Source organism: uncultured Corynebacterium sp. (genome assembly GCF_946998835.1).
Lineage (GTDB): Bacteria > Actinomycetota > Actinomycetes > Mycobacteriales > Mycobacteriaceae > Corynebacterium.
On the sequence record NZ_CAMQAZ010000013.1, the window covers coordinates 44,096 to 70,405 of the forward strand.

Below are 26,310 nucleotides of genomic sequence, written 5' to 3' on the forward strand. Positions count from 1 at the left end.
TAGGCTCAGTACACATGCAAGATGTTCAGTGGTTAACCGATGAAGAGCAGCGGTTATGGCGTTCAATTCTGAATGCAAAACGGGCCGTTGATAGGTCAATTGACCTTCAACTGCAAGAATCTCTCGATATTTCCACTGCAGATTTTTCGGTTCTTGTTGTTCTCTCCGAGGCCGAAAACAACGTTGTGCGCATGCGCACACTGTGCGAGTCCCTGGACTGGGACCGCAGCCGAATGTCGCATCAAATTACCCGGATGGAGCGACGCGGACTGGTAACCAAGGAGCGCTGTGCCTGCGATAACCGTGGTATCGATGTCACACTCACCGAACACGGCCGAAACGTGATTGAAAAAGCCGCGCCGAACCATGTGAAGCTCGTGCGCCACGTTTTGTTTGATGTATTGGGCGAAAATATCGACTATCAGGGGATTTCGGCTGTGTTGGACAGAATCACCGAGACCGCCGATGCAACGGTCACCAACCCAATTGGTGAAAAAGGGGAGTAGTTAAAACTTTTTTGAAGCTGTTTTCCCATTTGCCTCCACTGCCTAGGCTTTCACCATTAGCCTTGAGCAGTATGAACTCCTATGAATGGCTAAGCGATGACGAACAGCTCTTTTGGCAGTCGATGGTGTCTGCTTTTCGCGAGGTAGAGCGCAATATTGAGCGCAGCCTACGCAGCCGAACCGGGCTAACGTTCGCGGACTTTACACTGCTTATCGCTTTGCATGAGGTGGAAGATGGCATCCTGCATGTCGACAGGATTTGTGACCGGCTGAAGTGGAACCATCCCCGCGCGCTGCTGCACACCAAAAGGCTGGAAAAGCGCGGTTTTATTCACACCGAAGATCACGGCGAAGACCCCGACTCTGATTACGTCGTCGTCCTGACAGGCGTCGGCCGCCATGTATTTGCCGAGGCCGCACCAGATTATGTGGACACCGTCCGAGAGGAAGTAATTACACCACTTGCCGACGGAGACCGCGAAGTGATGCTGAGGTGTTTCCAAGCGGTCCTCGATAGGAAATAAATTCTCTACGACCACGTCCGCTCTGCCCTGCTAGCAAAAACTGCCACTAGCAGGGCTCTTTTTTATTCTCGACTCAAGCTGTAAGGTAAGGCGTGCCTAATGCAAAAAGGTAAGTGTCAACTTCATTTTGTGCACCCTAAACACCAAAAGCTACGCACTAAAAACAACACAGAAATAAGAAAGTATGAGAGCCAATATATTCGCCAAGGCAAAAGGAATGCCGAAAACCAAAACCCTCGCTGCCATCGGATGCGCAGCGCTGAGCTTCGTCGCCACAGCTTGTGGTGCCGACGCGGAGTCGAACGAGGCTGCCGTCAACAAGGGTGAACTCACGGTCACTGACGTCGCCGGTCGCACGGTGACCTTTGACAAGCAGCCAGAGCGAGTCGTGCTCGGTGAAGGCCGCGCCATGTTCGTCACCGCGATGCTCGACCGCGATAACCCGGGCGAACATATTGTCGCCATGGGCAGCGACCTCCACAAGGCCGCACCGTCCTTCGAAGCCAAGCTCTTCGAGTCGAACCCAGAGCTGAAGGACATGCCAACCATCGGCAATATAGCCAAGGGCGATGTCACGGTGGAAAACCTCATCTCGCACAACCCGGACGTGGTCGTTATGACCCTCGACCACAAGAAGGCCGCTGAAGAGTCTGGTTTCCTCACCAAGCTCGATCAGGCGGGTCTGCAGTACATCTTCACTGACTTCCGCCAAAAGCCGCTGGAGAACACCGCCAAGTCCGTCGAGCTTCTCGGCCAGATTGTCGACGAGCAGGACACGGCAAAGAAGTTCACTGACTTCTACACCAAACGCGTCAACGAGATCACCGAGCGTGCCGCCAAGCTCGAAGACAAGCCAAAGACCTTCGTCTGGCGAGCAGCCGGCCTCAAGGATTGCTGCTCGACAGTCAACAAGTCCAACCTCGGCGACCTCGTCACGGCCGTCGGCGGTGAGAACCTCGGTGACAGTCTCCTCGACACCGAGTCCGGCGACGTGACCGCAGAGAAGGTCCTGTCCGTTCAGCCCGAGAGAATCATCGCCACCGGTGGTTCCTGGGCACTCGACCCGAAGAAGCCTGAAGTTCTGCCGCACGTCGAACTCGGCTACACCGCCTCCCCGGAGACTGCTCAGCGCACTCTGGAAGGCCTGCTGAAGACCCCGGGCTTCGACACGCTAACAGCACCGAAGAAGGGCGAACTGCACGCCGCCTTCCACCAGTTCTACGACTCGCCGTACAACGTCTTTGCCCTTGAGCAGTTTGCGAAGTGGATCCACCCCGAAGAGTTCACGGACCTCGATCCGGTCGCGGACTTCGCCAAGTTCCACAAAGATTACCTGCCCTTCGAGCTCAGCGGCACCTTCTTCACCTCGTTGGAGCCGACCAAGTAACCCACCTCCCACCACCGAAGAAGGATTCCGATGACATACACCAACCTGCACGCTCCCGCGTCAGGGCTTGACGACGAACCCCGCGAGCCCACCTCCACCAACGACACGGGCGGTCAAAAGGCGCGGCCCGCTGCCGAACAGCACGAGTGTCCGTCGTCAAGCATGACCTACGACTCTGCGCGACAGTACCGACGACGCTCGGCCCGGAAGATCGCCATCATTGCGGTGCTGGTAGGCCTGGCCGTGTGTGCATTTGTGGTGGCCACAATCGTGGGGCCGATGGCGCTGAGTGTGGGTGACGTTGTCCACGGCATCGTGCGCCCGAATGATGTTGACGAAACCACTCGCACGGTGCTGTGGAAGCTGCGTCTGCCGGCATCGGTGATGGCTGTGCTGATTGGTGCAGCGCTGTCGCTTGCCGGAGCGCAGATGCAAACGATCCTCGACAACCCGCTGGCCGAGCCTTTTACTCTCGGCATTTCGGCCGCAGCGGCATTTGGTGGGGCGGCATCGATTGTGCTCGGTTGGGTGATTATTCCGCATCCGCAGTTCAACCTCGCAGCTGTGGCCTGGGTGTCATCGGTGATTGCCGTTGCGATCGTGGCGGCGGCATCAGTGTGGCGCGGCTCGGGTAAGGAGTCGATGATTCTGCTGGGTATTGGCCTGGTATTTCTGTTTCAGGCGCTGCTGGCGCTGCTGCAGTACCGCGCGACTACCGAGGCGCTGCAACAGATCGTGTTTTGGACGATGGGCTCTTTGCAGCGTGCGAACTGGGTGGCCAACGGCATCATCGCGGCAGCGCTGCTGATCGCGATTCCGTTTACTATTCGCTATGCCTGGGCGCTGACAGTGCTGAGGCTGGGGGATGCCCGCGCCAAAGCCCTGGGTATCAATGTGGATAGGCTGCGCATTACGACGCTGATTGTGGCCTCGCTGTTGGCGGCCACGGCCGTGGCTTTTGCCGGCATCATCGGGTTTATCGGGCTGGTCGGTCCGCATATCGCACGCATGCTGGTCGGTGAGGAGCAGCGCTTCTTTGCCCCGGCGTCGATGGCGGCGGGCGCGGCGCTGCTTGCGGGGGCCCATGCGGTGTCCATCACGGTGGTGCCCGGCGTGGCGGTGCCGATTGGCATCATCACCGCAATCGTCGGTGTCCCATTCTTTATCGGCCTGGTTTTCCTACGCAAGAGGACGGTGTGGAACTAATGAGTGTAATTCTCGATGTCAATGGCGTAGTCGCGGGCTATGGTAAACGACAAGTGCTGCGCGGGGCATCAATGTGCACGCTGAAACCGGGGACGGTGACAGGGCTGCTCGGGCCAAACGCTGCGGGCAAGTCCACATTGATGACGACACTGGCGGGGATTCGAAAGCCGATGTCCGGCGAGATTACCGTGACCCGTGACAACAAGCAGATTACCGGCTCTGAGCTGCGCGACGTCGTGGGCTACGTGCCGCAGGACCTGTCTGCCAGTGCCTCGCTGACTGCGTTTGAGTCGGTGCTGGTCTCTGGGCGACGTGCTGGGCGGCTACGTGTGCGGGGCTCCGAGATTGAACACACGGCGGCGGTTCTCCGAAAGGTCGGAATTGAGCACCTTGCCGACCGCTTCGTCGGAGAACTCTCGGGTGGCCAACGCCAACTCGTCGCCGTCGCGCAGATGTTCGTCCGCGAACCCGAGATCATGCTTCTCGACGAACCCACCTCGGCCCTCGACCTACGCCACCAGGTGGAACTGCTACAGCTGATTCGCGCGGAGGTCGCCTCACGGAGCTCCTTGGCGCTCGTCGCAATCCATGATCTCAATCTCGCAGCTCGCTACTGCGATGAGCTGGTCATGCTTCACGACGGCCACGTGGTTGCCCAGGGAAGTCCTGCTAACGTACTTACTCCCGATCTTCTGGCCAGCGCCTATGGAATTAGAGCCCGCGTGCTTGATGACGGTGGCGTGCCTGTTGTCTGCCCCATTGAGGAAGTGCAGGTCTCTGAGGCTGCGTAGTGCGGTTTTGGTCGGGGTTAGGCTGGGTGTTTAGCTTGGGTGTGGGGCCTTTCGCTAATCGCCCCAGCCAAGTGGTAACATCTTTTCTCGTTGCACTTGTTGTACTTGTGCCATACGCCCCCGTAGCTCAGTGGATAGAGCGCCGGTTTCCGGTACCGAAGGTCGGAGGTTCGACTCCTCTCGGGGGCACGGGTCATCCCTCAAGCGATTAGGTCTGATTAGGTTCGCCTGATTGCTTGAGGGATTTTTATTTTAGCTGCTGGTGGGGACGGTTGATGTTGTGGGCACCGGTGCGGTGTTTATAGTGGCTGCACCTGTTTGCTCTGGCAACAGCGATCCGCCGAGAAGAAAAGCTGCAATAGCTACCGGAGCAACAATCTTCCACTTCCTGTCATACTTTTTCGGTTCTTCCAGCGGGGCTAGGAAGCGGAGATCTTCCTCGTTGAGATATTCGTAGGTCTTTGCGAGTTGCGCATGCTCGTCGAGGTACTCTTGGTCCTTTTTCTCGCAATGAAACCACCACACTGCTGGCCCTCCAATAGCAAAAGCTAGTAGCAGGGAGGGGAGTAGCTCCGACGTGCCAGCGGTGAATCCGTTTATGAGAAGTAGGGCTCCGATTACCAGGCCGGTATAGGAGAGTACTCGTTTCTTCTTCATTTGATCTTTCTTTCATAGGTGCTGTGACCAACGGCGAGGGGATAAGGAAACGCCGCACCTAAAGAAATATCAGCATTGGTGGATTTAAAAACAATTAATTCGAACATAATGGCGTTTGCGCTGTATCGACGCGGAGTCTTTCAAAATCTTTAGAGTGTTTTTAAATCACCGTTGCTCTAGCGGCACAGCCCGATGGAGGAATTCGAGTTGCTCGGCAATGATTTCGGTGAACTCCGGCTCCATGTACAGCGCGAAGTGGCCACTACGGTGAACTCGTAAAGTGATTTGCTTGATATCTAAAAGCTGTCGAGGTTCACCGTCGCTTTCGCCGAAGTATCGGTAATCGAAAACCACAATAATATAGCTGGCCTGCGCGAACTCTTCAGCGTAGCGGTAGAGGCACAGCGCTCGGGGAGTACCAAAGCCATGCCCCATCGCTACAGCCGGAGTCTTCAGTCCCAGAGTTTTCGTCACACTCGTGCCCAGGTTGCCATTGGGCCGTTAGACCGCGGCTGCACACCGCACTCCGTTCGATTCGAACCATTCATCACTGCGTGTCGATCCGTTATGCGAGCCGCTCATGAAAAAATGCTCCCTGGTGGCTCCTACCCAGCAATAATCACAATCAGCGTACGTGGTCCGTGGACACCTTCGACTCGAGCAAGCTCGATGTCCGAGGTCGCAGAAGGCCCCGAAATCATGGTGATGGGAGCGGTCGGATCACTCTCGCGGAGGCGGGAAATAGCCTCCGGAATGCCATAGACAATTGTGGACGTAGGCACAACGCAGATGTGAATGTCCGGCACCAAGGTCAGCGCACGACGCCCTGAGGTAGCCGATCCATCCAAGAAGACGGTGCCGGTCTCGGCGCAGGTGACGGCCGAACTGGTGACGATTGCATCGAGTTCGTCCAGTTCTCGGGCGTTGAAACCGGTGTCGACGCGCAGCTCAACCGACGAACCATCAGCAGCTGACCCATCCGCAGCGTCACCTAACCCCGCCACCCACTGGCGGTCCAAACCCTCGGGGATACCAACCAGATGAGCGCCGGCCTCGGCAATCGCCTTCTTCACAGCCTCATTGATTTCAGTTGCCGAGCTGCCACAGCGGCGCACGTCGGCTTTGTAATCGGCAATGCGCTCGTCGGCAAGCGAAATGATCTCTTCGGCCGCTAGGTCGGAGGATCGCTCGTAGTCGCGGGGGATATCGAAATGCGCGCCGGGCTCGCCAGGGATAATGCCCACGTCAGAGGCCAAGTCACGGCCTTCGAAGGCGATTTTTTGAGCGCTGCGGATGCGTTCGAGAATGTCGCTTTTGGCAATGTTCGCAGATGTTGAGGAATGGGACATCGCTAGGCCTCCTTGCCGGAATTACTGGACTTGCCGGAATTGTCAGACATGTCGGGCTTGTTGGCATCCGACAGACCATTAATCTTGGTCGGAACCTGATTGGCGGATTCGTGAGCAAGCTCCGTGGTCAGATCCTGCGAGCCCCACAGTGAGCGGAACGGCTTTTTTGGCGGAACCGGAGTATCACGCACATCCGACCACCCACCGAGGAAGAGCGGCAGCCAGTGAATCTCGCCGTCCTTCAACCCGAGTACGCGGGCGAGGGAGGCCATCTTGGCGCTCATATTCCACAGCTTCTCGTTGCCCATAATGAACCCGAGAGTGCTAAAGAGCTTGCCCTCCACCGGCGGACGATGCTCGGAAACCTTACGGTGGCGCAACTCCAGCAGTGCCGCGGGGATGTCAATCCGCACCGGGCAGACCTCAAAGCAAGCCCCGCACAGCGAGGAGGCGTAGGGCAGCGAAGCATTCGGATCATCGTAGGAATCCATGCCGGTGAGCTGCGGAGACAAAATCGCACCAATCGGGCCCGGGTAGACCGAACCGTAAGCATGACCGCCCACGTGCTCGTAAACCGGGCAGATATTCAGGCACGCAGAGCAGCGAATGCACTTCAGTGCCTCGCGCCCAATCGGATCGGCAAGTGTTGCCGAGCGCCCATTATCCAGCAGTACAACGTGGAAATTCTTCGGGCCGTCGCCCTCCGTAGTCCCCGTCCACAGGGAGGTGTAGGGGTTCATACGCTCGCCTGTCGACGACCGCGGCAGCAGCTGCAAGAAAACTTCCAAATCCTGGAAGGTGGGAAGCAGCTTTTCAATACCCATCACAGAAATCAGTGTCTCCGGCAGCGTGAGACACATGCGGCCGTTGCCCTCAGACTCGACGACGGCCACGGTGCCGGTCTCGGCGACACCGAAGTTGGCACCGGAGATTGCAACCTTGGCTTCCATAAACTGCTCGCGCAGGAACTTACGGGATGCCTCGGCCAAATCGGCCGGATTTGCTTTCAGACCTGGGTCGACTCCGGGGATTCCATTGAGGAAGATCTCGCGAATATCTTCGCGATTGCGGTGGATAGCAGGCACCAGGATGTGGCTCGGCATATCGTCGGCAAGCTGAACGATGAGCTCCGCCAGATCAGTTTCGCGGGCGGTGATGCCGGCGTCGGCAAGCGCTTCGTTCAAACCGATTTCCTGGGTGGCCATCGACTTGATCTTGACGACCTTGTCCTCGCCAGTCTCCTTGACCAGGTCAGTGATGATGCGGTTCGCCTCGGCGGCATCGCGCGCCCAGTGCACATGACCACCAGCGTTTGTGACCGACTCTTCGAACTGTTCCAGCAGCTCCGGCAGACGCGCCATGACATCGCGCTTGATGTGGCTGCCCGCGAGCCGCAGCTGCTCCCAATCATTCTTCTCCGCTACGACATGCGCACGCTTCTCACGAATCGAACGCGTGGCGTGACCGACATTTTCGCGCATGCGCGTGTTCTTGAGTTCCTCGTGCGCCGCGGCTGTGAATCCGCGCTCACCGCGCAGATGGCCGACATCGTGCGACGCGCGTGGGGGAAGAGCTGGCATGCCGACGTTAATTGCAACCATTACTTCTCACCTCGCAATGGAGTCTCTTGGCGGTTGCGCAAGTCAAAAGGAGTGTCCTTAGTAGAGGCCAGAATTTCGGCCAAGTGGATAGCGTGCACTCCCGAATCCTGGCGACGTAGCGCGCCACCGATATTGAGCAGACAAGAGGCGTCACCAGCGGTGACGAACTCTGCTTCCGTTGCGCGAATATTGGCTGTCTTGTCGGCAACCATCGCAGCGGAAGTCTCCGCATTCTTCACCGAGAAGGTGCCGCCGAAACCACAGCACTCCGCCGCGCCGGGCAGCTCGCGCAAATCGATGCCATCGACTGCGCTGAGCAGCCGCCACGGGCGGTCGCCCACTTTGAGCACACGCAAGCTGTGGCAAGTGGAGTGGTAGGTCACCGAGTGGGGGAAGTACGCGCCGACATCCGTCACTCCAGCGACATCGGTGATGAACTCTGAGAGATCCAGCGTCTTGTTCGCACAGGCCTGTGCTGCGTGGGTCTGTGCGCGAGTGCCGTAGCGGGCAGCAATCATCGGATGCTGGTGGCGGACTGCGCCGGCGCAGGAGCCGGACGGGGCGACGACGTAGTCGATGGAGGAATCTGCAAACGCATCGGCGTACGTGTCTAGCTGTGGGAGGATTTCCTTCTGGTACCCGGTGTTGACGTGCATCTGGCCACAGCAGGTTTGTTGTGGTGGAAAGACCACATCGCATCCGAGGCGTGCGAGGACTCTGGCGGTAGCGCTCACTGCATCTGGAAACATGATGTCCCCAATGCAGGTCGCGAAAAGTGCTACTTTCACGGTCGCTCCAAAAATGGGTTGAGGGTAAGGCAATGTTTTCCTACCTGAATGCTACGCCTAGGTCCGGATTAAATCTGTCCTCAACGCAAATTCGGCTGGATCGTGAAAGAAAACGTGTGAAAGTAAAACATGAAAGTAAAGAGCTTAAGCCGAGCATCTCACCCCGCAGCTGCCCCTCAAATCAATCTTTTGGTGGCTGATGTTTCCACGACTGCGATTGACCTAATAGGATAGGCAATCGTGAATCCTGCTGATCTTGCTGTACTAGTCCGAAACGTCACCGTCGAGGTTTTGACGTCCCACGATGCCGATGTCTCTATCGTGCCGGAGAACCCGACCGTCGAGCGTCCGCGTAACCCTGAGCACGGCGACTACGCAACCAATATCGCCATGCAGCTGGGCAAGCGCGTCGGCATGGTGCCGCGCGACTTGGCAACCGAAATCGCCGCAGCACTCGGTGCTTCTGAGGGCATCGATGAGGCAACCATCGCAGGCCCGGGCTTCATTAACATCCGCCTGGCCTCGGATGCCCAGGGCAAGATCGTCGAAGATGTCCTGGCAGCAGGGGAGAAGTGGGGCCATGCTGACTTCAACTCCAACCTCGACGTGAACCTGGAGTTCGTCTCTGCAAACCCAACCGGCCCAATCCACCTGGGCGGAACCCGCTGGGCCGCGGTTGGTGACGCTCTCGGTCGCGTTCTGTCCGCGACCGGCGCCAAGGTCACCCGCGAGTACTACTTCAACGACCACGGTCGCCAGATTGACCGCTTCTCCAACTCGCTGGTTGCCGCCGCTCGTAATCAGCCGACCCCGGAGGACGGCTACGGCGGAGACTACATCCAGGACATCGCCGCTGCCGTGCTGGAAAAGAACCCGCAGGCGCTTGAGGGCTCCGAAGATGAGGTTCGGGAGAATTTCCGCGCCATTGGTGTGGACATGATGTTCGAACATATCAAGGAGTCTTTGCACGAGTTCGGCACCGACTTCGACGTCTACTTCCATGAAAACTCGCTGTTCGAGTCCGGAGAGGTGGAGGCGGCGGTCAATTCCCTGAAGGAAAACGGAAAGCTCTACGAGTCCGACGGCGCATGGTGGCTCAAATCCACCGATTACGGCGATGACAAGGACCGCGTAGTCATCAAGTCCGACGGCGACGCAGCCTACATCGCGGGTGACATCGCCTACGTCAAGAACAAGTTCGACCGCGGCCACAACCTATGCATTTACATGCTCGGCGCTGACCACCACGGCTACATCGCACGTCTGCGCGCCGCCGCTGCTGCGCTCGGCTACAACGCCGACGGCGTCGAAGTCCTGATCGGTCAGATGGTCAATTTGCTTCGCGACGGCAAGGCCGTCCGAATGTCCAAACGTGCGGGCACAGTGGTGACCTTGGATGACCTGGTTGAGGCCATCGGTGTCGATGCTGCTCGCTACTCGCTGATTCGTTCCTCCGTGGACTCCAGCCTGGACATCGACCTGGGACTGTGGGCTTCACAGTCCAGCGACAACCCGGTCTACTACGTTCAGTACGGCCACGCGCGCCTGTGTTCAATCGGGCGTCGTGCCGAAGAGGCCGGTGTTACCAGTGAAGGTGCCGACTTCTCCCTGTTGGTTGAGGACCGCGAGGGTGAGCTCATCCGCACCATCGGTGAATTCCCGGCCATTATCAAGTCTGCTGCCGACCTGCGGGAACCGCACCGCATTGCTCGCTACGCTGAGCAGCTCGCCGGTGTCTTCCACCGCTTCTACGACACCTGCCAGATTCTGCCGAAGACCGGTGAAGAGGTATCCGAGCTGCACCGCGCTCGTCTCGGCTTGGCAGAGGCCACCCGTCAGACGCTGGCCAATGCTCTGCAGCTGCTCGGTGTTACCGCGCCTGAGCGCATGTAGTCGAACGCGCCCTCAAGAACTACGCACCCCGTGGTCCTGCCCGAGGCTACGGAGAAAGAGAGCTATTTCGTGCCTATCGACGGCAACGGTTTCGAGCTGGGTGGTTACACCCGACCCGATTCCACCCAATTCAATGAACTACCAGCGCATGTCTGGCCAACTACCGCCCGTCGTCGCGGCGATGACGAAGAAAACCCCGGTTCGGTGGAAATTGGCGGTATGAGTCTGGTCGACATTGCCAAGGAATTTGGCACACCGGTTTTTGTCGTCGATGAGCAGGACTTCCGCTCCCGCTGCCGCGCGATGGCCAAGGCTTTCCGCGGTGCGGAGCATGTTCACTACGCGTCCAAGGCATTCCTGTCCAAGACCATTGCCCGCTGGGTAATGGAGGAGGGGCTGCATCTCGATGTCGCTTCTGGCAATGAGATGGCCATCGCTCTGGCCGCAAATTTCCCGGCCAAGGACATGACCTTCCACGGCAACAACAAGTCCACCACGGAGCTGCGCGATGCTGTCTCCGCTGGTGTCGGCAAGATTGTGCTTGACTCCCGCTCGGAACTGCGTCGCCTGTCCCAGGTGGCGGCTGAAGCCGGCGTGGTGCAGGACGTGCTCGTCCGCGTGAAGCCCGGTGTAGAGGCACACACCCACGAGTTCATCGCTACCGCGCACGAGGATCAGAAGTTCGGATTCTCTCTTGCGTCCGGATCTGCGCTGGAAGCCGCCAGCCTCGTAGAAGAGGACGACAATCTGCGCCTGATCGGCCTACACTGCCACATCGGCTCCCAGATTGTTGACTCCGATGGCTTCATTCTCGCCGCTGAGCGTGTGTTCTCGCTGGTGGAAAAGCTTGTTGAACGCCACGGCACTGAAATCTCCGAGCACTTCAACACCCTCGACCTCGGCGGCGGTTTCGGTATCGCCTACACGGCCGGGGAGCAGCCCCTTGATGTTGCTCCGCTTGCCGACGAGATTCTCGCTGCCGTCGACAAGCTCGCGCAGCGTATCGGCATTGCGACTCCGACCGTGGCGGTTGAGCCAGGTCGTGCCATCGTGGGGCCGTCCATGGTCACGGTGTACGAAGTGGGCACTTTGAAGGATGTGACCATCGATGACGGCATGACCCGTCGTTACGTATCTGTCGATGGCGGAATGAGCGACAATATTCGTCCGGCGCTCTACGGCTCCAACTATGATGGTCGCATCGTTAATCGTGAAGTGTCAGGTTCCAGGATTCCCACCCGTGTCGTCGGAAAGCACTGCGAATCGGGAGACATTCTGATTAATGACGCGAACTACCCGAATGACATTGTCGAGGGGGATTTGTTCGCGCTGGCTGCTACTGGGGCATACTGTTACGCAATGGCTAGCCGCTACAACATGCTGACGCGCCCACCAGTAGTGTCAGTGTGTGATGGTCGAGCGACCCAACTGTTAAGACGAGAAACCGTACAAGACTTACTAAGCCTGGAGTGTGAAACGCCATAATGACTGCCGCAACGAATAATCCTGGAAAGGGCGAGGGCCACAAGGTCGGCGTCGCCATTTTAGGTCTTGGCACAGTCGGTACTGAGGTTTACCGCCTGCTGAACGAAAAGGCTGAGGACTTTGAGCGTCGCATTGGCGGCCCGGTTGAGGTCGTCGGCATTGCTGTGAGCGATAAGACTAAGCCGCGTCCGAACGTCGATCAGGACCTTCTTACTGACGATGCGTTTTCGCTGGTTCAGCGCGATGACGTTGACCTGGTGGTCGAGGTTATCGGTGGGATTGATTACCCACGTCGCGTTGTGCTGGAGGCACTGCGTGCAGGAAAGTCGGTCGTGACCGCCAACAAGGCACTTGTCGCTGCTCACGGCGAGGAGCTCTCCGAGGCTGCCGATTCCTCCGGGGCGGACCTGTTCTTCGAGGCAGCTGTGGCTGCAGCTATTCCGGTCGTCGGTCCGCTGCGCCGTTCGTTGGCCGGTGACACTGTCAACAAGGTCATAGGCATTGTCAACGGCACCACCAACTTCATCCTCGATGCGATGGACTCCACTGGTGCGGACTACGACGAGATGCTGGCAGAGGCCACCCGCCTGGGCTACGCCGAAGCCGACCCGACCGCAGATGTCGAGGGTCACGATGCCGCTTCGAAGGCCGCTATTCTGGCCAGCCTGGCATTCCACACCCGCGTGACTGCCGCAGATGTTCACTGTGAGGGCATTACCCAGATCACCGCTGATGATATTGCTGCAGCCAAGAGCGCTGACTGCACCATTAAACTGCTGGCTACCTGTGAGCGAGTCGAGGACGAGGACGGCAAGGAAGCTATCTCAGCCCGCGTATACCCGGCGCTGATTCCACGTCGCCACCCGCTGGCAACAGTGCGTGAGTCCTTCAATGCTGTCTTCATTGAGGCCGAGGCCGCTGGCCGCCTGATGTTCTACGGCAACGGCGCTGGTGGTAATCCGACCGCTTCCGCAGTGCTCGGCGACCTGGTTGCCGCTGCTCGCAACATCATCCACGGTGGTCGTGCACCGGGAGACTCCACCTACGCCAACCTGCCGATTCTGGACTTCGGCGACGTTCGCACCCGCTACCACATCGACCTGCACGTCGATGACCGCGTCGGAGTGCTTGCCGATGTCGCCCACACCTTCGCAGACCACAACATTTCGCTGCGCACGGTCCGCCAGGAAGAGGGGGCCAATGGTGCTCGCCTGGTCATCGTGACCCACAAGGCGCTGGAGAAGGACCTGGAGGCAACCGTCGAGGAGCTGCGCGCTAACGACGCTGTTCTGGCTATCAATAACGTCATTCGTATCGAAGGAATGGATATCTAAATGGCACAGGAGCTTTTCCCAGGCCAGAAGGTCACTGTCACGGTTGCAGGTTCGTCGGCGAACTTGGGCCCGGGCTTCGACACCCTGGGGCTCGCCGTCGCACTCTACGACATCGTTGAGGTCGAGGTCATCGAGTCCGGCGTCGTTGTTGAGATTCACGGCGAGGGCGAAGTCGATTTGCCACGTAACGAATCCCACTTGGTTGTCCGCGCCATTCGCGCTGGTCTTCGCGCCGCGGGCGTCGAGGCACCGGGGCTGAAGGTTGTCTGTCACAACACGATTCCGCAGTCGCGTGGTCTGGGCTCGTCGGCCGCAGCCGCCGTCGCCGGTGTTGCTGCCGCTAATGGTCTGGCCGGCTTTCCGCTTACCGACGACCAGGTGATTCAGGAATCCTCGGTCTTCGAAGGCCACCCGGATAATGCCGGCGCGTCTGTCCTCGGCGGGGCAGTGGTCAGCTGGACCGACAAGCCTGTCGATGGCCGTACTGCCCCGCAGTACCGCGCTGTCAGCATCCCGGTGCACGAATCCATCCGTGCGACCGCACTGGTCCCGGCCTTCCACGCTTCCACGAACGCAGTCCGTCAGGTGCTGCCGAGCGACGTTTCACATGTTGACGCTCGGTTTAATGTCTCCCGTACAGCGGTGATGACCGCAGCGTTGCAGTCCCACCCGGAACTGCTGTGGGAGGGAACGCGAGATCGCCTGCATCAGCCGTACCGCTCCGACGTACTTCCGGTAACCGCAGAGTGGGTCAACCGCCTGCGCAACCGCGGTTACGCCGCATTCCTCTCTGGTGCGGGCCCGACCTGTATGGTGCTGGGAACCACCGCTGTGGACGAAAAGATCCTTGACGATGCCCGCGAATCCGGCATCAAGGTCATGGAGCTGGGCATCGGCGAGCCGGTCAAGGTCGTGGTCGACAGCTAAGCGGTCGACCTACTTCTCGCCTGGCCCCTTCAACTTAATGATGTCGAACTGACCTGCGCTCAAGTGCGAGCGCAGGTCTTTCTTGTCGAACTTGCCCACTGAAGTTTTATCAATGGAGTCCACGAAGGCCCAGTACTCCGGCAGCATCCACTTCGGCAGTTTTGGCCGTAGCTGATCGCGGAGCTGTTCAGCGGTCTGCCTGCTCGGCTCGATACCCGGCATCAGCACGGTGATGGCCAACGGGCGCTCTCCCCATTTTTTATCTGGCATGCCAATAACTGCGCACTCAAGCACATGGGAAGTGGCCATCACAAAGTTTTCCAGCTGAGCGGAGTAAATCCACTCACCACCGGAGCGAATGACATCGCGAGCACGGTCCTGAATAGTCAGGTAGCCGTCGTGTGTGATTGAGCCGACATCGCCAGTGCGCAGCCAGCCGTCCTCGGTGAACTGTTCGCGGGCTTCGTCAACTTCGGTGCCGCGGAAGAAGTGTGCGGCACCGCCATCTTCTGCCTCAGGAGAGCTGTAGTAGCCAGCGGTGACGGTGTTGCCTCGCACCTGCAGTTCGCCTTGGTTGCGGTCATGCAGGTCTAGCACGCGGTCCTTGTCGTCGACGACGCGGAACTGCATGATATCGGGGAAACGTCCCTGGCTAACGCGGTAGCGCTCACGGGCCTCGCCGGAGGCGCCGTATGGAGGCCTGGCTACTGTACCGATAGGCGAAGTCTCGGTCATACCCCAGAAGTGAATGACATCGACACCGTAGCGCTCTTCCCACAGCCGAATGAGAGCAGGTGGCACAGGGGAGCCACCCGAGAAAATTTCCTGCAGGCTCATGCGCTTTGGCGGATTGCTGAGGTAGTGCGCCATGAGGTTAATCCACAGCGTCGGCACGCCCTGAGCCACGCGCGGCATGGAGGTTTCGATGATTTCTGCGAGACGGGGCGCAGACAGATCAGCACCGGGGAAAATCAGCGAAGCTCCGCACATGAAGGAGGCCAGTGGCACGCCCCAGGAAAGTACATGGTAAATAGGCACACAGCACAGCCACGGGTTTCCGTGCGAAATTGCAAAGGAGTCAGTGGTGCGCATGTTCAGGCTGTGCAAGTAAAGCGAACGATGGCTGTAGACGACACCTTTGGGTGCGCCCTCGGTGCCCGTCGAGTAGCACATGGCTGCGCCGGAGTTTTCATCTAGCTCGGGCCAGTCGAAGCGGCTGGGGCGGCCGTCGATAAGTGCCTCGTACGAGTACCACGGGATTCCCTCTGGCAGCGGCGCAGCGACATCGCTGAGGTCACCAACACCAATGATGATGACCGCGCGGACGCGTGGGCAGTGCGGAAGAATCTCTGCGAGCAGTTCGATTTCGGTGGGGTCGGCGATAATCACCTGGTCATCGGCGTGATTGATAATGTGCACAATCTGATCGGGCATAAGCTGCTTATTCAGCGGCTGAAAGACCGCGCCCATGGAGGCAACACCAAGGAAGACCTCAAAGTGCTCCGCGCAGTTGTACATCAGGGTGCCGATACGCTGATCGCCGTCGATGCCGAAGTCGTCGCGGAGCACATGGGCGAGTGCACTGGCGCGCGCTGCGATGTCGGCAAAGGTGGTGGTCTCGGGACCGTCGCTGTTCCAGGAGGTCACCGGAGTCCGACCGTGAATGGTGCGACCGTATTCCACAATCTGAGCGATGTTGAGAGGAATATGAGGCATCGTACTGCGCATGAGCTCTACAGTACCGACTCGCGGCCCCGCGACCTAGCGAAACGCAGTTGAGAACTAGTGTTGCTACCTGACTATTTGGTGACTATCCTAGGTCAATAGGTCGTTTTCAATACGTGGAATTATACGTACCTCTTCATGTACTCCGCATGCCGTTGACCTTCGCAGTTGCTCACACAACGCGATGGTGCAACGTGACATTGAAAACACATAAGTCAGTAGTGCGGCTACATAGTCTTGCGGTGCTGTGGACCTAAAATTTCCTCACCATCTTCAACTCCAAACATTCGGGTTTAAGATGCGGGAATAATGTGGGCAAGATGCCTCGTTTTAGTTTTAACTTCGAGGTCTTTTGTCTGACTTTTTCGATAATTTCCCGTCAGCTGCGCGCATTGTGCCGCCCGTGGTGAAAGATTCGACGACGGAGCACACGCAGCGGTGGCGGGGCAGTAAGAACGAGAAAGTGTCAATGACATAGCCCCCTGTAGGCAGTGACTGCAGGGAAGGTCGATGAAAGGACATCCGTGACCGATACGGACACCACTGCCACGGCAGGTGGCCCAGAGAATCTTGCGGCCCTCCGAATGGCAGAATTGCGTGAAATCGCTTCCAGCAAGGGGATTCGCGGCATCTCCGCCATGCGCAAGCATGAGCTGATTGAGGCCATTAAGAATGGTGCCCCCGCTGCCGGTTCCGCTCCTGCTCGGAAGACTCGCGCTAAGAAGGCCGCAGCACCCGCGGCGAACACCGACGCCAAGGCTGCGGACGCTGGCGCTAAGGCAAAGGCTGCCAAGGAATCGCCGTCGGAAAGCGCGGATAAGGATTCCGGCAAGAATGCCGATAAGGCTGACAAGGGCCATGACAAGCGTGACGATGCCAACGCGGACGGCCGCGAGGAGATGTCCCGCTCCCAGCAGCGACGAAATCGTCGAAACCGTGCTCGTCAGCGCGAGCAGGATAATCAGGACGATCGCGGCAACGATAACCGCGACGATTCGGACAACGGCAACGACCACAATAACCGCAACGATCGCAACAACCGCAACGATCGCAACAACCACGACCGAGACAACGACGATGATGGCCGTGGCAACCGCAACAACCGTCGCGGTCGCAACAACAACCGAAATAATGACCGCAACAACCATGACGATGATGGCCGTGGCAACCGTAACCGCCGTAATCGTCGCAATCGCCGCGATCGTCGCGGCCGCGATAATAACGGTGGGGGACACGGCGGTCAGGACGAGATTCGCGAGGATGACGTTCTTCAGCCCGTCGCTGGCATCGTCGACGTGCTGGACAACAAGACTGCATTCGTGCGCACCTCTGGCTACCTGCCGGGCGCGAACGATGTGCTGGTTTCTGCGCAGATGGTTCGCAAATACGGTCTGCGCAAGGGCGATGCCGTCACAGGTCAGGTGCGCATGCCGCGCGAAAACGGCTCTGGCCAGGTGACTCATGGCAACGGCCGTAACCGCCGTAAATACAACCCGCTGGTCAAGGTCGAAACCGTCAACGGTCTTGATCCGGAACAGGCAAAACAGCGTCCGAACTTCGCTAAGCTCACCCCGCTGTACCCGAACCGCCGCCTGCGTCTTGAGACCGAGCAGAAGATCCTCACCACTCGCGTCATCGACCTGATTATGCCGATTGGTAAGGGCCAGCGCGCTCTCATTGTTTCGCCGCCGAAGGCCGGTAAGACCACGATTCTGCAGAACATTGCGAACGCTATCGCGACGAACAACCCCGAGTGCTACATGATGGTCGTGCTTGTCGACGAGCGCCCGGAGGAAGTCACCGACATGCAACGCAGTGTCCGTGGCGAGGTCATTGCCTCTACCTTCGACCGCCCGCCGTCAGACCACACCGCAGTGGCCGAGCTGGCTATTGAGCGTGCAAAGCGCCTGGTGGAGCAGGGCCAAGATGTCGTTGTCCTGCTGGACTCCATCACCCGCCTTGGCCGCGCGTACAACAACTCTTCGCCGGCATCTGGCCGAATCCTCTCCGGTGGTGTGGACTCCAACGCCCTGTACCCGCCGAAACGTTTCCTGGGTGCTGCCCGAAACATCGAAGAGGGCGGCAGCCTCACTATCATCGCCACCGCGATGGTGGAGACCGGTTCCGCAGGCGATACGGTGATCTTCGAGGAGTTCAAGGGCACCGGCAACGCCGAGCTCAAGCTGGACCGAAAGATCTCCGAGCGTCGCGTGTTCCCGGCAGTGGATGTCAACCCCTCGGGTACTCGTAAGGATGAGCTGCTGCTGAGCACGGAGGAGGCTCGCGTGATGCACAAGCTGCGCCGCATCCTCTCCGCGCTGGAATCGCAGGCAGCTATCGACCTGCTGATTAAGCAGCTGAAGAAGACCCGTAACAACAAGGAATTCCTGATGCAGGTGGCTTCTTCTGCACCAATGGCCGCCGATGTTGATGTGGACGACATGCTTTAGCTGGGGTTAGCCACAAGGAGCGGTGCCACGGTACCGCTCCATTCAAAACCTCAGCACTAACCAGCATTTCACCCATCACAATTTGAAGGAATATTCAATGGCTAATCAGGTTTCCGCAGTTGACGACATCCTCTCCGAGTATCACGGTCTCGAGGCGCAGTTGGCTGACCCCGAACTGCACAATGATCCGAAGGCGGCTCGCAAGGTCGGCAAGCGTTTCAACGAGTTGCAGCCGGTTATTCAGACTCACAAGAAGTTGACCCAGGTCCAGGATGACTTGGAGGCAGCTCGCGAGATGGCCTACGAGGACTCCGAGTTCGCAGCTGAGGCTGAACGTCTCGCTGTTGAGGCCGAAGAACTTGAGGAGAAGCTCGCTGACCTGCTGGCTCCGCGCGATCCGCACGACAGCGATGACATCGTCATGGAAATCAAGTCCGGTGCCGGCGGTGAGGAGGCGGCTCTCTTCGCAGGTGAGCTCGCACGCATGTACCAGCGCTACGCTGAAAAGCACGGCTTCACCACCGAAATCCTCGGCCTGTCCGAGTCCGATCTCGGCGGTGTGAAGGACATGACCATGTCCATCCGTGCCAAGACTCCGTCCCGCGACGGCGCGTGGAGCGTGTTCAAGTTCGAAGGTGGCGTTCACCGCGTGCAGCGCGTGCCGGTCACCGAATCGCAGGGCCGTATCCAGACCTCCGCCGCTGGTGTGCTGGTCTACCCGGAGCCCGACGAGGTCGAGGACATTCAGATTGATGAGAAGGATCTGCGTGTCGACGTCTACCGCTCCTCCGGTAAGGGTGGTCAGGGTGTTAACACCACTGACTCCGCCGTTCGCCTCACTCACCTTCCCACAGGTCTTGTCGTGACCTGTCAGAAGGAACGCTCTCAGATTCAGAACAAGGCCCGCGCCATGCAGGTGTTGGCCGCTCGACTGCAGCAGATGAAGGAAGAGGAGATCGCCGAGGCCGCCTCCGACCAGCGTAAGTCGCAGGTGCGCAATATGGATCGTTCTGAGCGCATCCGCACCTACAACTTCCCGGAGAACCGCGTTTCCGATCACCGCATCGGATACAAGGCTCACAACCTGGACTCGGTGCTGGGCGGCGACATGGATGACCTGCTCAAGGCCCTCCACGACGCGGAGCGCGCAGAGCGTCTTGAAGCCGAGTAATCCCACGCCTGCCGAAAATAGCTCGCCGACGCTACCGGATTCCGTCCGTACGCTCGGCGAGCTGTTTCGCTATACGCGCCGCACGCTTGACGACGCCGCGTTGGCCTCCCCGGATGCCGACGCACGGGCGTTATTTGCAGCCGCTACTGAGGCTGGACCAGCGGACATCATCTTTCGCGGCGACGAACCGTACACAGATGAGGCTGGTCGCATGCAGCTGGCGGAGATGTTGGCCCGCAGGGTGGCTCGTGAGCCACTGCAGCACATCCTCGGCACAGCACCGATGATGAGCCTGGAGCTACAGGTAGGCCCCGGTGTTTTCGTACCGCGGCCGGAAACGGAGCTGCTCGCGCAGTGGGCGATAGACCGAGCCCGTGAACTGGTCGCAAGTGACGTCGTCAAGCCAAAAATCGTTGACCTGTGTACCGGATCCGGTGCGCTGGCGTTGGCGATTGCCGATGCCGTGCCCGAAGCAGATGTCGTAGCAGTGGAGCTCGCCGAGCAGGCGCGGGCGTGGGCGGCGAAGAACATCGAGACGTATGGCGATGGGCGTGTGCGTTTGATTGCTGGCGACGTCACTGATGTCCAGTTGATTGGAGACGGGGCTGAACTAGCGGATTGGGTAGGAAAGACCGACATTGTTGTGTCCAACCCGCCCTATGTGCCCGAAGACACCGAAGTTGACCCCGAGGTGAGAGCAGATCCGCACTCGGCAGTATTCGGCGGTGACGATGGCCTTGATGTCATTCGACCTATGATGAACCTGGTGGATGCACTGGCGCGGCCGGGCGGAGTAATTGGCATCGAGCACGATGACTCTTCAGGTGGCGATGTCAGTTCACTGCTGAGGGCCACCTGGGATTACGCTGATGTAAAAGTCCATCAGGACTTTGCGGGCCGTGATCGTTTTACGGTGGGGCTCAAACCTCGCGCTTGAGCAAACACGCTAATTAATCCTAAAACCAAAACTTTGAAGCAGGAGCAAAAATCTGATGAGCAGGATTATGGACTGCAGCACAGATGAAAATCGCGAACGCGCAATTGCCGCAGCAGTAGACGCTGTGAAGGCAGGTCGGTTGGTCGTTATGCCAACCGATACCGTATACGGCCTTGGCTGCGATGCCTTTGACAACCAGGCAGTTGCGTCCCTACTGCGAGCCAAGCACCGTGGCCCGGATATGCCGGTGCCGGTGCTGGTGGGCTCCTGGACCACAATTGAGGGCCTCGTCCGCGAATACTCACCGGCAGCTCGCGCACTGGTGGAAGCCTTCTGGCCAGGCGGGCTGTCACTGGTCGTCAATCAGGCGCCGAGTCTGCCGTGGAACCTCGGCGACACCGCCGGTACGGTCATGCTGCGCATGCCACTGCACCCGATTGCCATTGAGATCCTGCGCCGCACTGGCCCGATGGCCGTGTCCAGCGCGAACATCTCCGGTCAGGCACCGGCAACCAACGCCGTGCGTGCCAAGCAGATGCTCGGCGGGGAAGCAGCTGTCTACGTTGACGGCGGTGAGGCCACGATTGGTACACCGTCGACGATTGTTGATATCTCCACTCCAGTGCCGCGCATCCTGCGCGAGGGCGCGGTGCCGGCAGCGGCGGTAGCCGAGGTTTTGGGCACCACACCCGAGCGACTGTTGGGGCAGTAGCCTTACCCGGTTAGGGTCATACCGATTTAGTACGTACGGCAAGTGTGTGGTGAGTAGTACCTAGTGGCGGACATGAGCTTATTGGCAGCCCAGTCGGGTGGGGCAGGTGTGCCCATCCGCGAGCTCGCCATGCTCGTATTAGTTGCCGCCGCTGTGAGTTATCTACTCACTGGTGTGGTGCGGTACACGTTGGTCCGTTCGGGTTGGCTAGATGCACCCCGCTCCCGCGATGTTCACGACATCCCGAAGCCCAGACTGGGTGGGGTGGCGATGTATTCCGGAGTGGTCGCGGCGATTGCTCTTGCTTCGGTGATGCCGGCGCTCAACCGCGGTTTCCCACCAATGACTCCAGATATGAGGGCAGTCGTGGCGGCCGCGTCGCTTTTGCTCATCGTTGGCATCTGGGATGACCTCTTCGACTTAGATGCCCTCACCAAATTGGTGGGGCAGGTCGCTGCGGCACTTCTGATGTCATTTATGGGCGTCAACTGGTATCTGCTCTACATTCCATTTAGTGGCGGTTCTACCCTAATCCTCGACCCAATCATGTCCACAGTCTTGACTGTCCTTTTTACTGTGGCGCTGATTAACGCTTTCAACTTTGTTGACGGCATTGATGGTCTTGCGGCAGGACTTGGCATGATTGCCGCAGCTGCGATTCTGGTCTATTCGATGGTCATGCTTCACGACCAGGGCGGCACTGTCTCTGCATATCCACCCGCGATGATTTCCGCCTGCCTCCTCGGTGCCTGCCTGGGCTTTCTGCCGCATAACTTTGAGCCCGCACGAATCTTTATGGGCGATTCCGGCGCAATGATGATCGGTCTGCTTCTCGCTGCAGCGTCGGTGTCGGCGTCGGGACGCATTGCGCCCTCGATGTACGGCACTGCCGATGTCATCGCTCTGATCTCACCTATTGTGGTGGTTATCGCCGCAATTAGTGTGCCTATGCTCGATCTTCTTCTCGCCGTCGTTCGCCGCGTCAGCCAGGGCAAGTCACCTTTCTCGCCCGACAAAATGCATATCCACCACCGCCTGCTGTCGATGGGGCACAGCCACCGGCGGGTGGTGTTAGTCCTTTACCTATGGGTGTCGGTTGTCGCATATGCCGCCGTCGCCACTACAGTTTTCCCCTTCGAGTTCGTCGCTCTTACTTTTGGGCTTCTGCTTATCGTCGCGGTCATTTTCACTCTCCGTCGCCGCACTGAACTTGCCGACAAAGGCACTGTGCTTGCCGACGAGGATGCCAGCGGAGTGCACTCCAGAAGTAGGAGCGGTGGCAGGCAGGGCAGAAGACATCGCCGTGGCCGCAGAAGGTACAATCTTCGACCGTGACTGAAAAAACATCTCCGGAGCCCGAGTCCAAATACGATGATTCGCGGCGACCGCTGCTGGCCGCCGCTCGCTCGGGTGCCATCGCGCTCGCGGTGATTACTGTGCTTTCGCTGCTTGTCTGGGGTGGCAAGAACGGAATGCCAGGCGTATGGGGAGTGCTCCTGGGCGCTGGCATCAGCGGAAGCTTCGTATTGCTTACCGTTTTGGGCATTCTTTTTACTGCTCGTACCACTCCGTCAACAACGCTCGCTGTTGTACTAGGCGGCTGGCTGTTAAAGATTCTTGTACTGATCGGAGTCTTGGTTGTTATTAGAAATCTTGAGTTTTACGACAACATGACATTCTTCGTCACCGTTGTACTTACGCTGTTGGTGACACTGGGCGCAGAAGTGTGGGGAATGTCGCAATCTAACCTCACTTATGTGCAACCGATGAAGGAAGATTAGCGGGCAATAGCCTGTTGACCTGCTGAGAGAGCGAACTAGGTCGATAAAACTGCAGGTAATGGGCATATTGCGAAGTCTTTGCAGACTACGCCACTTTTAGAGGCCGAAACCCACAGGAGGGCTCGGTCTCTTTGTTGGTTTCGGGGTCGGAAACACGGGGGTGTACCGGGTGGGGAAAATGAGTCAGAACTGTTATCCTGAGCTTTGGGTAAGACGGCCTGTAGCGAAATAACAATCATTTCCACAGGTACGGTCCCCGTGAGCGCCGTGCTGATGAGCGAATGGAATCCGCGGCGCGACACGTTAAATGACGTCCTTCGCACCGCTTGACAATAGTTCTAGCGGCCCAATCACGGGAGAGAACGCTGAGCGTTACAACACTTGCCGAGATGCGGGGTGAGTTTCACTCACCCAACTTGCAGGAGGAGTATTTCCCGGGTGAACAATTTGGCGACTTCATTCTAGGTGGCAGTGGCGACTGGTACGCCATGGACCGCCTGATGGTTGTTCGTCTATTGATGGCCGTGATCGTCGCCGTGTTCTTCGTCGTCGCTATGCGTCGCCCGAAGCTCGTGCCGACTGGTCTGCAGAACGTTGCGGAGTTGATGCTGGACTTCGTCCGCATCCACATCGCGGAGGAGATTCTGGGTAAGAAGGAGGGGCGTCGTTTCCTTCCGGTTCTGGCCACCATCTTCTTCCTCGTTATCTCGATGAATATTGCGGCTATTATTCCTGGCCTCAATATTTCGCCGAACGCCCGAATCGGTATGCCACTGGTTCTGGCCCTGTTCGCATACGTCGCCTTCATCTACGCAGGCTCGAAGAAGATGGGCTTCTTCAAGTTTGTGAAGTCGGCAGTCGTTATTCCGAACTTGCCACCGGTGCTCCACCTCATCGTGGTGCCCATCGAGATTTTCTCCAACTTCGTTCTCCGTCCGGTTACGCTGACCATCCGTCTGATGGCCAACATGCTGGCGGGCCACATGGTTCTAGTCCTGCTTTTCGGTGCCACGAACTTCTTCTTCTGGCAGCTGAATGGCTGGACCGCCCTGTCCGGGTTGACCCTTGTCGCTGCGGTAGCATTTACGCTGTTCGAGATGCTGGTGATTTTCCTGCAGGCATACATCTTTGCCCTGCTGAGCGCCGTGTACATCGAACTGTCGCTGCACGCAGACGAGCACTAACCCATAACAAAAGAGGCCGCACATTCGGCAACAAGGCCTCGCAAACTTAATAGCAAGACCCACTTGACCCACAAAGCCCCGGGCCTATCTAAAACAATGTTTATTCCGGGGCCATCCTTTAAGAAAGGGAACGGTTCATAATGAACGACGTCATCCTCTCCGCCCAGGACGCTGTCCAGGCTGTCGACACCAACGCTGGCCTGAAGACCATCGGTTACGGTCTGTCCACCCTGGGCCCGGGCCTCGGTATCGGTATCGTCGCCGGCAAGACCGTTGAGGGTATGGCACGCCAGCCAGAGATGGCCGGCCAGCTGCGTACCACCATGTTCCTGGGTATCGCCTTCACTGAGGCCCTCGCCCTGATCGGCCTGGTCGCAGGCTTCGTTTTCTAAGTCCGGACCTTCAAGCGGAGAACACGTAAACCATGACAGATTTCACCTTTTTGCTAGCGGCGGGTGACCTCCCGATGGGAGAGTCCATCAACCCGCTGCTGCCAAAGACCTATGACATCGTCTGGTCCGTTGTCCCGCTGGTAGTTATCCTGGTTCTCTTCTGGAAGCTCGTTCTTCCGAAGTTCCAGGAGGTCCTGACCGAGCGGGAGGACCGGATTGAGGGCGGCATTGAACGCGCTGAGGCTGCACAGGCCGAAGCCAAGGCCGCTCTGGAAAAGTACAACAGTCAGCTCGCAGAGGCCCGTACTGAAGCAGCAAAGATTCGCGACGAAGCCCGCGCACAGGGTCAGCGCATCATTGCAGACGCTACGACCAAGGCCAATGACGAGAGCGCACGAATCATCGAGTCCGGTGAAAAGCAGCTCGCTGCCCAGCGTGAGCAGGTAGTCGCAGAGCTGCGCAAGGAAATGGGCCAGAACTCCATCAATCTTGCTGAGCGCCTTCTGGGCGAGCAGCTTTCCGACGACGTTCGTAACTCGTCGACGATTGATAACTTCTTGTCCAACCTTGACACCGTGGCCCCGGCCGGAAAGTAGGCGACATGCACGCAGCAAGCCGCGAATCCCTGGCAGCCCTTAGCCAGCGCCTGGACGCCGCTATTGGCGGCGACAATGTCGCTGTTGCACAGGCTGCTCAGACTGGTTCCGAGCTTTTCGACATCGTCGAGGTCCTGGACTCCGACCGCGGCCTGCGTGTCGCTGTCGCCGACACCTCGGCGACTGCGGAACAGCGTTCCGGACTTGTCCGGAGCCTGTTCGCGGGCAAGGTATCTGAGACGACTCTTAACCTCGTCGTGGATGCTGCCGCGCAGGTATGGTCCACCCCGCGTGAAATGCGCGAGGGTTTGGTAGAGCTGGGCCGTCGTGCCCTTCTTCGCTCTGCCGAAGGCCAGGGACAGCTTGAGACCGTCGAGTCTGAGTTGTTCCAACTGGGACACATCCTGGCTGAGCAGTCGCAGCTTGAACAGCTGCTGGCCGATAAGGCCGCAACCCCCGAAGCCAAGCGTGGGCTCCTCGCCTCCGTGCTCTACGGCAAGGTCACCTCTGTGACCGAGACCCTGGCACTGCAGGCAGTTGGCCGCCCATCCAAGCGCCCCGCGGACGACATTGACTCCCTGTCCCGGCTAGCCGCCGGCCTGCGGAACCACGTCGTCGCTCGCGTGACCAGTGCCACTGCCGTCTCTGACGAGCAAGAGCGAGCACTGGCGGACAAGCTCGGCCGAGTCTACGGCAAGGCGATGTCCATCCACACCGTGATCGATAAGTCGATCCTCGGTGGACTGGTCATCCGGGTTGGCGACGAGGTCATCGACGGTAGCCTTTCAACAAAGCTTGAGAAGCTGCGCGTCGGCCTCGGCTGACGGATGGTTTAGACGATTAATCACTGGAAGAATATTACCGAGAGCAGGAAGAACATGGCGGAGCTGACGATCTCCTCCGATGAGATCCGT

25 protein-coding genes and 1 tRNA gene are annotated in these 26,310 nt (G+C 58.7%); 20 read left to right on the forward strand and 6 right to left on the reverse strand.

The window, feature by feature from the left end:
* The first annotated feature begins 14 nt into the window (after nt 1–14).
* From Q0U90_RS06045 to Q0U90_RS06070, 6 genes are all read left to right on the forward strand, one after another.
* Nucleotides 15–506: a MarR family winged helix-turn-helix transcriptional regulator gene (locus Q0U90_RS06045; RefSeq protein WP_297452557.1), complete on the forward strand. Its 492-nt coding sequence runs from the start codon at nt 15–17 to the stop codon at nt 504–506.
* A gap of 71 nt (nt 507–577) precedes the next feature.
* A complete protein-coding gene (locus Q0U90_RS06050; protein ID WP_297452558.1) occupies nt 578–1,030 on the forward strand; it encodes a MarR family winged helix-turn-helix transcriptional regulator in 453 nt (150 codons plus the stop codon).
* A gap of 217 nt (nt 1,031–1,247) precedes the next feature.
* A complete protein-coding gene (locus Q0U90_RS06055; RefSeq protein ID WP_297452559.1) occupies nt 1,248–2,417 on the forward strand; it encodes an ABC transporter substrate-binding protein in 1,170 nt (389 codons plus the stop codon).
* Nucleotides 2,418–2,579: 162 nt separating this feature from the next.
* Nucleotides 2,580–3,623 (forward strand): iron ABC transporter permease, encoded by a 1,044-nt coding sequence (locus Q0U90_RS06060; protein WP_297452611.1) that lies wholly within the window; start codon nt 2,580–2,582, stop codon nt 3,621–3,623.
* Nucleotides 3,623–4,414: an ABC transporter ATP-binding protein gene (locus tag Q0U90_RS06065; protein ID WP_297452561.1), complete on the forward strand. Its 792-nt coding sequence runs from the start codon at nt 3,623–3,625 to the stop codon at nt 4,412–4,414. The genes Q0U90_RS06060 and Q0U90_RS06065 overlap by 1 nt, the downstream gene beginning before the upstream one ends.
* Before the next feature lie 116 nt (nt 4,415–4,530).
* Nucleotides 4,531–4,603: transfer RNA gene (locus Q0U90_RS06070), tRNA-Arg, on the forward strand.
* Nucleotides 4,604–4,666: 63 nt separating this feature from the next.
* Here the strand turns inward: Q0U90_RS06070 and Q0U90_RS06075 are convergent.
* The 5 genes from Q0U90_RS06075 to Q0U90_RS06095 form a co-directional block, all read right to left on the reverse strand.
* Nucleotides 4,667–5,071: a hypothetical protein gene (locus tag Q0U90_RS06075; RefSeq protein ID WP_297452562.1), complete on the reverse strand. Its 405-nt coding sequence runs from the start codon at nt 5,069–5,071 to the stop codon at nt 4,667–4,669.
* A 165-nt stretch (nt 5,072–5,236) separates the two neighbouring features.
* A complete protein-coding gene (locus tag Q0U90_RS06080; RefSeq protein WP_297452564.1) occupies nt 5,237–5,545 on the reverse strand; it encodes a hypothetical protein in 309 nt (102 codons plus the stop codon).
* Nucleotides 5,546–5,676: 131 nt separating this feature from the next.
* On the reverse strand, nt 5,677–6,420 hold the full coding sequence (locus tag Q0U90_RS06085; RefSeq protein ID WP_297452566.1) for an LUD domain-containing protein: 744 nt from the start codon (nt 6,418–6,420) through the stop codon (nt 5,677–5,679).
* 2 nt (nt 6,421–6,422) lie between these two features.
* Nucleotides 6,423–8,021 carry a LutB/LldF family L-lactate oxidation iron-sulfur protein gene (locus Q0U90_RS06090; RefSeq protein ID WP_297452568.1) on the reverse strand — a complete coding sequence of 533 codons (1,599 nt, stop codon included), beginning with the start codon at nt 8,019–8,021 and terminating at the stop codon, nt 6,423–6,425.
* Nucleotides 8,021–8,809 (reverse strand): (Fe-S)-binding protein, encoded by a 789-nt coding sequence (locus tag Q0U90_RS06095; RefSeq protein WP_297452570.1) that lies wholly within the window; start codon nt 8,807–8,809, stop codon nt 8,021–8,023. Before Q0U90_RS06095 ends, Q0U90_RS06090 begins: the two co-directional genes overlap by 1 nt.
* 240 nt (nt 8,810–9,049) lie before the next feature.
* Here Q0U90_RS06095 and argS point away from each other — a divergent pair, with 240 nt between their 5' ends.
* The 4 genes from argS (at nt 9,050) to thrB (ending at nt 14,448) form a co-directional block, all read left to right on the forward strand.
* A complete protein-coding gene (gene argS, locus Q0U90_RS06100; RefSeq protein ID WP_297452572.1) occupies nt 9,050–10,702 on the forward strand; it encodes an arginine--tRNA ligase in 1,653 nt (550 codons plus the stop codon).
* A 69-nt stretch (nt 10,703–10,771) separates the two neighbouring features.
* Nucleotides 10,772–12,187 (forward strand): diaminopimelate decarboxylase, encoded by a 1,416-nt coding sequence (gene lysA / locus Q0U90_RS06105; protein WP_297452574.1) that lies wholly within the window; start codon nt 10,772–10,774, stop codon nt 12,185–12,187.
* Nucleotides 12,187–13,521: a homoserine dehydrogenase gene (locus Q0U90_RS06110; RefSeq protein ID WP_297452576.1), complete on the forward strand. Its 1,335-nt coding sequence runs from the start codon at nt 12,187–12,189 to the stop codon at nt 13,519–13,521. The genes lysA and Q0U90_RS06110 overlap by 1 nt, the downstream gene beginning before the upstream one ends.
* Nucleotides 13,522–14,448: a homoserine kinase gene (gene thrB / locus Q0U90_RS06115; RefSeq protein ID WP_297452578.1), complete on the forward strand. Its 927-nt coding sequence runs from the start codon at nt 13,522–13,524 to the stop codon at nt 14,446–14,448. It abuts the gene before it with no gap.
* A 9-nt stretch (nt 14,449–14,457) separates the two neighbouring features.
* Here the strand turns inward: thrB and Q0U90_RS06120 are convergent, their stop codons facing one another.
* Nucleotides 14,458–16,176 (reverse strand): long-chain fatty-acid--CoA ligase, encoded by a 1,719-nt coding sequence (locus tag Q0U90_RS06120; RefSeq protein WP_297452580.1) that lies wholly within the window; start codon nt 16,174–16,176, stop codon nt 14,458–14,460.
* Between the two features lie 521 nt (nt 16,177–16,697).
* Here Q0U90_RS06120 and rho point away from each other — a divergent pair.
* The 10 genes from rho to Q0U90_RS06170 all read left to right on the forward strand — a co-directional run bounded on the left by rho (nt 16,698) and on the right by Q0U90_RS06170 (nt 26,220).
* Complete coding sequence (gene rho, locus Q0U90_RS06125; protein WP_297452582.1) at nt 16,698–18,623, forward strand: transcription termination factor Rho; 1,926 nt, start codon at nt 16,698–16,700, stop codon at nt 18,621–18,623.
* A gap of 97 nt (nt 18,624–18,720) precedes the next feature.
* Nucleotides 18,721–19,794, forward strand: coding sequence for a peptide chain release factor 1 (prfA, locus tag Q0U90_RS06130; protein ID WP_297452584.1), 1,074 nt, complete (start codon nt 18,721–18,723; stop codon nt 19,792–19,794).
* Nucleotides 19,781–20,731: a peptide chain release factor N(5)-glutamine methyltransferase gene (gene prmC / locus Q0U90_RS06135; protein WP_297452585.1), complete on the forward strand. Its 951-nt coding sequence runs from the start codon at nt 19,781–19,783 to the stop codon at nt 20,729–20,731. The genes prfA and prmC overlap by 14 nt, the downstream gene beginning before the upstream one ends.
* 55 nt (nt 20,732–20,786) lie before the next feature.
* On the forward strand, nt 20,787–21,443 hold the full coding sequence (locus Q0U90_RS06140; protein WP_297452588.1) for an L-threonylcarbamoyladenylate synthase: 657 nt from the start codon (nt 20,787–20,789) through the stop codon (nt 21,441–21,443).
* An 81-nt stretch (nt 21,444–21,524) separates the two neighbouring features.
* A complete protein-coding gene (locus Q0U90_RS06145) occupies nt 21,525–22,778 on the forward strand; it encodes an MraY family glycosyltransferase (RefSeq protein WP_297452613.1) in 1,254 nt (417 codons plus the stop codon).
* Entirely contained in the window at nt 22,775–23,224 is a 450-nt protein-coding gene (locus Q0U90_RS06150) for a hypothetical protein (protein WP_297452590.1), read from the forward strand. The genes Q0U90_RS06145 and Q0U90_RS06150 overlap by 4 nt, the downstream gene beginning before the upstream one ends.
* A 389-nt stretch (nt 23,225–23,613) precedes the next feature.
* On the forward strand, nt 23,614–24,408 hold the full coding sequence (atpB, locus tag Q0U90_RS06155) for a F0F1 ATP synthase subunit A (protein ID WP_297452592.1): 795 nt from the start codon (nt 23,614–23,616) through the stop codon (nt 24,406–24,408).
* Between the two features lie 140 nt (nt 24,409–24,548).
* Complete coding sequence (locus tag Q0U90_RS06160) at nt 24,549–24,800, forward strand: ATP synthase F0 subunit C (protein ID WP_016422456.1); 252 nt, start codon at nt 24,549–24,551, stop codon at nt 24,798–24,800.
* Nucleotides 24,801–24,832: 32 nt separating this feature from the next.
* Nucleotides 24,833–25,396, forward strand: a complete 564-nt coding sequence (locus tag Q0U90_RS06165) for a F0F1 ATP synthase subunit B (RefSeq protein WP_005509352.1) — start codon at nt 24,833–24,835, stop codon at nt 25,394–25,396.
* Between the two features lie 5 nt (nt 25,397–25,401).
* The gene (locus Q0U90_RS06170) at nt 25,402–26,220 is read left to right on the forward strand and encodes a F0F1 ATP synthase subunit delta (RefSeq protein WP_048735245.1); all 819 of its coding nucleotides are present in this window, start codon (nt 25,402–25,404) and stop codon (nt 26,218–26,220) included.
* Nucleotides 26,221–26,310 lie beyond the last annotated feature (90 nt).